1 pseudogene is annotated in these 863 nt (G+C 70.1%); it reads right to left on the bottom strand.

The features are described from left to right. Positions 1–863: pseudogene (locus GS12_RS22720) on the bottom strand (type IV secretion protein Rhs); the annotation flags it as partial.

Raw genomic sequence — 863 nt, 5'->3', positions numbered from 1 at the left:
GCTGTCCGGGTCCGCATACACGTACGTCAGCGGCACGTCCCCGCGGATTTCCTGCAACAGACGCAGCCCTTCCCAGACAAAATACGTGGTGCGGGGATGCCCCGGCGCCTCTCCCTGCCGGGCGCGGCGGCTGGTCTTGCTGATGCGCCGCCCCAGCGGGTCATAGACAAAACTCACCTGCGTCTGCACGCCGCTGCGCGTCTCACTCTCCGCCGACGTCAGCCGGTGCTCGCCGTCATAACGGTAGCGCCAGCGCGTGCCCCCGCTCACCTTCTCCGCCACCCGACCGTGCGGGTCATAGCGGTACGTCGCCCCGTGCAGCCGCGTCACCCGGTTGTGCGCCACCTGCCTCACCCCCGCGTCCAGCGGGTTCGACGCCGCGTCCCACCGCCACTGCTCCCCGTCCGGCAGGCTACCGCCCTGGTTCAGCAGCCGCCCCGCCGCGTCGTACTGCCACTGCCGCCATGCAAACGGGTTGTCGTCACGCTCCTCACGTATCAGGTTGTTGCGGTAGTCGTGCTGCCAGCGCGCCGACCAGACGCGCGGCGCCGGACGCTGCTGCGTGCCGCGGAACACATCACGCTCACGCAGCCGACCCAGCCGGTCGTAACTCACCCGGCTCATCAGCCCGCCCTGCGTGCGCCCGGTTTCCCGGTGCAGGCTGTCGCGCGTGAACTCCGTCACCGTCAGGCCGTCCAGCGCAATGCCCAGCAGATGCCCGCTGCCGTAGTACAGCTGGCGCAGCGTCCGCCCGTCCGGCAGCGTGGTGCCCGTGCGGTTACCCAGGGCGTCACGACGGTACGCCACCGTGCCCCGGTCGCCCGTCTCCTCAGTCAGCTGCCCCTGTTCGTCGTACTGAAACG

Origin of the sequence: Erwinia oleae (assembly GCF_000770305.1) — a bacterium.
GTDB lineage: Bacteria > Pseudomonadota > Gammaproteobacteria > Enterobacterales > Enterobacteriaceae > Erwinia > Erwinia oleae.
The sequence above is the reverse complement of the archived record's forward strand: the minus strand, read 5'-3'. Positions and strand labels throughout refer to the sequence as shown.